Origin of the sequence: Pseudomonas brassicae, assembly GCF_010671725.1 — a bacterium.
GTDB classification, from domain to species: Bacteria; Pseudomonadota; Gammaproteobacteria; order Pseudomonadales; family Pseudomonadaceae; genus Aquipseudomonas; species Aquipseudomonas brassicae.
Genome location: NZ_JAAHBU010000124.1, coordinates 1 through 6,310 on the forward strand (window position 1 = coordinate 1; position 6,310 = coordinate 6,310).

The following is a 6,310-nucleotide window of genomic DNA, read 5'->3' on the forward strand; positions in this document are numbered from 1 at the left end:
CTGGCTTGCCAGCGAATGCAACACCGCAGGACTCGATCAGGCCACCGCCGGCAACGCCCCCATCTTCCCATTGCAATACACCAGTGGCCCGGTCTCGCGCTGCGGCACGATCAGGTTCCTCACCGCACCGACCATGATCGCGTGGTCCCCGCCTTCATACTCGCGCCACAGCTCGCATTCGATGATCGCCGTGGCATTGGCCAGCAACGGGTTGCCCAGTTCGCTCAGGGTCCACTCGATGCCTTCGGCCTTGTCCTTGCCCTTGCGTGCAAACGCATAGGCCTCCTTCTGCTGTACGCCCGACAGCACATGAATCGCAAAGCGCTTGTTGCGAATCAGCACCGGATACGAATCCGAACTGTAGTTGGGGCAGAACAGCACCAGTGCCGGCTCCATCGACAGCGAACTGAACGCACTGGCGGTCAGCCCCACCACCTGCCCGTCATCGTCCAGCGTGGTGATCACCGTTACCCCGCAAGGGAACGAACCCATGACTTGTTTGTAGACGGCTGCATCGATCATCGGACGATCCTCGGGGGGCGTTGAAGCGGTTTTTATCAGGTTTGTAGGTATGATGGTATACCGTAATACATTCTTTGCAAGGCCTTTTCAGCCTGCCACGACGAACGTCCGAACGTCCTTGCAGGCCGCGTATTTACTGGGGGTTAAACGTTTAATTCGATTTTTTCGGGCGGTAACTTTCGGATCAGACGCACAACAAAACACCAGATCAGTCTTGTCAAAGCTTTGGAATACCATAATATGGTCCGCACTTCATGGCTGCCGCAGAGCGCCCAGGTTTGGCCTTTAAACAACGATAAAAACAGACAAACTCGAGTGGATGACTATGTCCCAGACGTCACGGCAAGACCCGTTGATCGAGAACCACACGGTCGATTACGTACCGTTGGCGGAGCGCCACGGGAAGGCGCGCGATCTGTTCACCCTGTGGTTCAGCACCAACATTGCGCCACTGCCCATCGTCACCGGGGCGATGGTGGTGCAGGTGTTTCACCTCGACCTGCTGTGGGGGCTGATCGCGATCGTGCTCGGGCATATGCTCGGCGGTATCGTCATTGCCCTGGCGTCGGCCCAGGGCCCGCGCATGGGCATCCCGCAGATGGTGCAGAGCCGTGGCCAGTTCGGCCGCTATGGCGCACTGCTGATCGTGTTCTTTGCCGCGATCATCTACATCGGCTTCTTCATCTCCAACATCGTGCTGGCGGGCAAGTCGATCGTCGGCGTGTCGCCGTCGGTACCGGTGCCTACCAGCATCCTGATCGGCGCACTGGCGGCCACTGCCATCGGCGTGATCGGCTACCGCTTCATCCACATCCTCAACCGCATCGGCACCTGGGTCATGGGTGGCGCGTTGCTGGCGGGCTTTGCCTACATCTTCGCCCATGAGCTGCCGATGGACTTCTTCAGCCGTGGCGGCTTCAACCTGTCGGGCTGGCTGGCCACCGTGTCGCTGGGGATCATCTGGCAGATCAGCTTCTCGCCCTACACCTGCGACTACTCACGCTACCTGCCGGCGGATATCGGCATTGCACGGCCGTTCCTGGCCACCTACCTGGGGGCGACGCTGGGCACCATCCTGTCGTTCGTGTTCGGTGCGGTCGCGGTGCTGGCCACCCCGGAAGGCACCGAGGCGATGACGGCGGTCAAGCAGTCCACCGGTTGGCTGGGGCCGATCCTGATGGTGCTGTTCCTGCTCAACATCATCAGCCACAACGCGCTGAACCTGTATGGCGCGGTGCTCTCGATCATCACCTCGATCCAGACCTTTGCCAGCCAGTGGGTGCCGAGTATCAAGGTGCGTGTGGTGCTGTCGAGCGTGGTGCTGGTGGGGTGCTGCCTGGTGGCGCTGGCGGCCTCGGCCGATTTTATCTCGCAGTTCATCGGCCTGGTGCTGGCGTTTTTGCTGGTGCTGGTGCCGTGGGCCTCGATCAACCTGATCGACTTCTACCTGATCAAGCGCGGCGAGTACGACATCACCTCGATCTTCGCGGCGGATGGCGGGATCTACGGGCGCTTCAATATGCATGCCATCGTGGCCTACTTCATCGGCATCCTGGTGCAGTTGCCGTTCGCCAACACCTCGCTGTATGTGGGCCCGTACGCCAACCTGGTGGAAGGCGCCGACCTGTCGTGGCTGTTCGGCTTGCTGGTGACGTGCCCGTTGTACTACTGCCTGGCCACGCGCAGCCAGCAGCAGGCGCGTGCGGCTGCTAGGTTGGGTTACACCGATTGATTCTGCCTTGTGTGTCGACTTTTGGCAGAATGGGCTTTTTCGAGACATCTGCCGACGTCGACAATTCAGGGAGCGAAGACATTGCAGTTTTTTTGATCGTGGGACTGTAGAGATACCGCGCCATTTTCAGAGTGAGGAAGCTAAGGTATCCAGGGCTCGGCTACGTGACTTTTTCTTGGCTACTGATGAAAAGCTTGCCCAGTCGCCAGTACCTGATTTCTCCGTTGGGCTTGACTATTTTTCAATAAAAGAAGGTCTCGAAGCACTTTTCAGCAAAAAATGCGCGTTCTGTGAAAGCGTGACTTTACTCGCCCCCTATCGTTTTCGTCCGGCAATGGATGCGTTGCCGATGGAAAGGAACGATACAGGACATTTGTGTTACGCCTGGATGCAGAACGCTTGGGAAAATATTTATCCCATTTGCCAAGGCTGCCAACCTGATCTCCCTCATTACTTTCCTGTCGAAGCAATGCGTGCGTCGATCCCATCGACGCGTGCCTTTGAAGCCTATGCGTCTGGCGACGGAAGTTGGCCCGATTATCCCTTAAATGAAACCAGCCTTTTGCTGGACCCCTGTGTTGTTCGCGATTTCTCCGAACACATTCGGGTGGAATTATCGGGTGAGTTGAGCGCGTTGACTCGATCTGCGCTGGAAACCATCGGGCATTTCAAGCTCAATCGTCCCGAGCTGGTCTCGCGACGATCTCAGGTACTCCAGGGTTACTCGGACCGTCTCGACAGGATCGTTGGGGGTGGCGCGTATGTTGACGCCGACCTGATCTACAATTTTCCAGAAATCGAATTCGGTGGTCTTTGGAAGCTGTATTTCAGGCAGTTGATGGCTGAGCTGAGAAAACAGGGAGAGGTGCAAGCATTCTTCCAACCGGGGAAGGCGATGAATATCTTCACGGCTATCAATAAGGATGCTCAGCGGTTTGAGGGAGGTTCAAATTTTGTATTGCCGGAGCCGGTATACCGCACACGACGACTGAAGTCGATTTCCATAAGAAATTTCAAGGCAATCGAGAAAATCGATTTGGAAATGCCGGTACAGACATCCTCGACAGAGAACGCGTCCACGCCGCTGCCAGCGTTGCTGGTGCTGGGCGAAAATGCAGCCGGAAAAAGTTCGATTCTTGAGGCGATTGCCCTGGCTTTGTGTTCGAAAGACGAACGGCAGGGGCTAGATATCGACGGTTTTGAGCTGGACCCTCGAATGCTGGGAGGGCGAGCGGAACGTAATGATGCATCAACACGCGTAAAGCTGGTTTTTCAGGATGACACGTTTCGTACCTTGAGCATTTCACATGGGCGCTCCCGAGCGCGAGGCGAATCTGCGCTGCCGATGGTGTTGGCCTACGGAGCGTTCAGGCAGTACCAATCTGCTGAGAAAATTGAAGGGCCGAACTACTCGGTGATGAATCTTTTCAATTCTGCCGTTCTATTGCCGAACCCCGAAAAGTGGTTGCTGGGCCTTGATAGATTTGAGTTTCTACGGGTGTCGCGTGTACTGCGAAACATTCTGTCAGTCGAAGGGGACTATGAAGTCATACATCGAGATTATGCGGTGCAGCGTTGTTTCATCGTGACCAAGGTAGCGGGGGGCACTGTTGAAAGCAGAACTCCGCTTGCTCATGCTTCCTCAGGCTACCGTTCCATGCTGGCGATGGTCTGTGACATCCTGCGCGCCTTGATGAATAAAAAGAGAAACATATATTTTCAGAGTTTTACGTCGGCGTCCGCAGTGGTCTTGATTGACGAGGTCGAAGCACACCTGCATCCACGCTGGAAAATTCAAATCATGCGGGCATTGCGCCTCGCACTTCCGAACGTCACTTTCATCGCGACCAGTCACGATCCGTTGTGCCTGAGGGGTATGCAAGAGAATGAAGTGGTGGTCATGCAGCGTGTAGAGACAGGCGGGAACACGGCCGCCAGATTGCCGGTGTGCGTCGAGCCGATCACTCAGCTTCCTGATTTGACGAGATTGACCGTGGAACAGCTTCTAACCTCGGATTTTTTCAGCTTGATGTCTACCGATCAGCCACAAACAGAATTGAATCTGGCCCGTATGTCCGATCTGCTTGCTCAACTTAAAAGCGGGGAAACACTCTCTGGAACAGATCGTGCGTTGCTGGCGCCATTCGCGGATGAAATCAACAGTGTTTTACCGGTCGGCTTTACCGAGGCCCAGCGTCTAGTCCAGGAGGCGGTAGTGGAGTTTTTGAGCAAACGTCGACACGCCAGTGCCCACCAAATGAAGGAACTTCGGGACGAATCTCGGCAACGTATTCTTCAAATTCTGAATGAGCTCTGAGCATGCGTAAGGTTGATCGGGGTAGCGTCCAGATACCCAGCGCCATGCTTGCCGAGGCGCCGGCCCAATCCCTTGCTCGTAAAGAGTTGGAGATATTCACGGCATACTATGCCGCCTTGCAGGTCAGCCCTGACGAGGCTGGCAAGCTGCCGAGTTTTTCGGTGTATAAATCCGATAGCGTGAAACAGCGTCTGCACGAGCTTTTTCACGGGAAATGCGCTTACTGCGAGAGCTTCTACTCGTCCACTGCACCGGTGGATGTCGAGCATTATCGCCCTAAGGGGCGCGTACACGAAGCCCCGGAGCACACCGGTTACTGGTGGCTCGCCATGGATTGGGACAACCTTTTGCCCAGTTGCATCCACTGCAACCGGCGTAGCGGTCAGGTGACGCCAGTGCTATCGACCAACCTCGTACGCCTGCTTGAAGAGGGTCGCCGCTTCAGCAATTCAAGGCTGATGCAGAGTGGTAAACAGGACAGTTTTCCAATACTCGGTACGCGCGTCGTCGCACCCACCATGCAGTTCGATAGTGAACAGGCGTTGCTGCTGGACCCAAGCCGCGACGAGCCGGAGGAACACCTGAGTTTCTACATTGATCGCGATAATCTGATCGGGCTTGTATTGCCCAAGCCGCATCCACACGCCGGGCTTTCGGCGGCGGTGGAGGGCGTGCGTCCTGAGCTCAGGTCGGTAGTTGAGCAGGCTCTGGTACAGGGGGTGAGCCTCAAAGGCGCCGTCTCGATCCATGTGTATGGGCTGAACCGGCTGGGCCTGGTGCAAGAACGCACCCGCCTGCTGCGCCATCTGGAATTTCTGGAAACGCTGGCACTTGAGATTTCGTCGATGGCGGACGAACTGCATCGGCGTGAACCTGCAATTGCCAAGCGCCTGGGTTTTCTTCGCGACCAGATCATCAGCGAGATGAAGGCGATGTCCCACCCCGAAGCACCGCATTCGATGATGGTCCGCGCCTGGATCGAAACCTTCAAGGCGCGCCTGCGGGAGAGGGTCCCTGTCGCTGAGCCACCGCGCGAAGTGCCTTGAGCGTCACCACTGGCGCATCGATCACGAACCGATTCGCCAGCCACGCCGGAATATCCCCCGCCGGCTCAGCCTGGAGCTGATACGTCACTTCGGTGACCCGCTCGCCCTTGGGCACCATGCGCCATTCCCCTTCCAGCTGACGTACACGGATCTGTCCGGGTACGTGTTGCACCATGCCCGGTACTGCGCTCAGGTGGCGCAGCAGCGTGCCGTCGTCCAGGCGTTCGGTCTGTACCTGCAGCACGATGTCGCGGGTAGTGGCGGGCCAGGGCAGGGCGGTGGTCAGGTAGACCCAGGTGCTGTCGCCCTCGACCTTGAGCAGGCGCATGTCGGCGCAGGCGTACAGCCATTTGCAGGCCACGCGTAGATTCTCCTGCAGGTCGACGAGGGTGCGGACATCGGCGTTGATCGTGGCCACACCGCGAAAGCGCTGGTAGGTGGAACCGGGGACGCTGTCGAGGTAGACCTGAATGCCGTCTTCATCGTGGGCCAGGTGCCAGGTATCGGCGAGGGTGGGGGTGCAGAGCAGGGCCAGGAACAGGCAGAGGTATTTCATGGGGGAGGGCTCTGCGGAGAGGATCCACAGAGCATAGGTGATTCAAGTGCTTCGCTGGCGCCTACAAAGGCCCCTGCGAATCCAGAGCCGTGCGACAAGGCTGGCAACACCTATCTTGCAGGCCATGGTGCGTTGCA

The 6,310-nt window shown here is 57.3% G+C and carries 5 protein-coding genes; 3 read left to right on the forward strand and 2 right to left on the reverse strand.

What is annotated here, in order from left to right:
* Window positions 1-36: 36 nt before the first annotated feature.
* Window positions 37-522: a flavin reductase family protein gene (locus G3436_RS10260; protein ID WP_163944332.1), complete on the reverse strand. Its 486-nt coding sequence runs from the start codon at window positions 520-522 to the stop codon at window positions 37-39.
* A gap of 325 nt (window positions 523-847) precedes the next feature.
* On the opposite strand from G3436_RS10260, the gene G3436_RS10265 reads away from it, so the two are divergent.
* The 3 genes from G3436_RS10265 (at window position 848) to G3436_RS10275 (ending at window position 5,617) form a co-directional block, all read left to right on the forward strand.
* A complete protein-coding gene (locus tag G3436_RS10265; protein WP_163944335.1) occupies window positions 848-2,254 on the forward strand; it encodes a purine-cytosine permease family protein in 1,407 nt (468 codons plus the stop codon).
* A gap of 175 nt (window positions 2,255-2,429) precedes the next feature.
* Window positions 2,430-4,571 (forward strand): AAA family ATPase, encoded by a 2,142-nt coding sequence (locus tag G3436_RS10270; protein WP_163944338.1) that lies wholly within the window; start codon window positions 2,430-2,432, stop codon window positions 4,569-4,571.
* 2 nt (window positions 4,572-4,573) lie between these two features.
* The gene (locus G3436_RS10275; protein WP_163944341.1) at window positions 4,574-5,617 is read left to right on the forward strand and encodes an HNH endonuclease family protein; all 1,044 of its coding nucleotides are present in this window, start codon (window positions 4,574-4,576) and stop codon (window positions 5,615-5,617) included.
* On the opposite strand, the gene G3436_RS10280 is transcribed toward G3436_RS10275, so the two are convergent.
* Complete coding sequence (locus G3436_RS10280; protein ID WP_163944344.1) at window positions 5,559-6,173, reverse strand: START domain-containing protein; 615 nt, start codon at window positions 6,171-6,173, stop codon at window positions 5,559-5,561. The two genes, G3436_RS10275 and G3436_RS10280, sit on opposite strands and share 59 nt — an antisense overlap.
* Window positions 6,174-6,310 lie beyond the last annotated feature (137 nt).

What these genes read in the sequence shown, in the direction of transcription:
- G3436_RS10260 (WP_163944332.1), bottom strand. Translation starts at nt 522, where the DNA reads ATGATCGATGCAGCCGTCTACAAACAAGTCATGGGTTCGTTCCCTTGC.
- G3436_RS10265 (WP_163944335.1), top strand. Translation starts at nt 848, where the DNA reads ATGTCCCAGACGTCACGGCAAGACCCGTTGATCGAGAACCACACGGTC.
- G3436_RS10275 (WP_163944341.1), top strand. Translation starts at nt 4,574, where the DNA reads ATGCGTAAGGTTGATCGGGGTAGCGTCCAGATACCCAGCGCCATGCTT.
- G3436_RS10280 (WP_163944344.1), bottom strand. Translation starts at nt 6,173, where the DNA reads ATGAAATACCTCTGCCTGTTCCTGGCCCTGCTCTGCACCCCCACCCTC.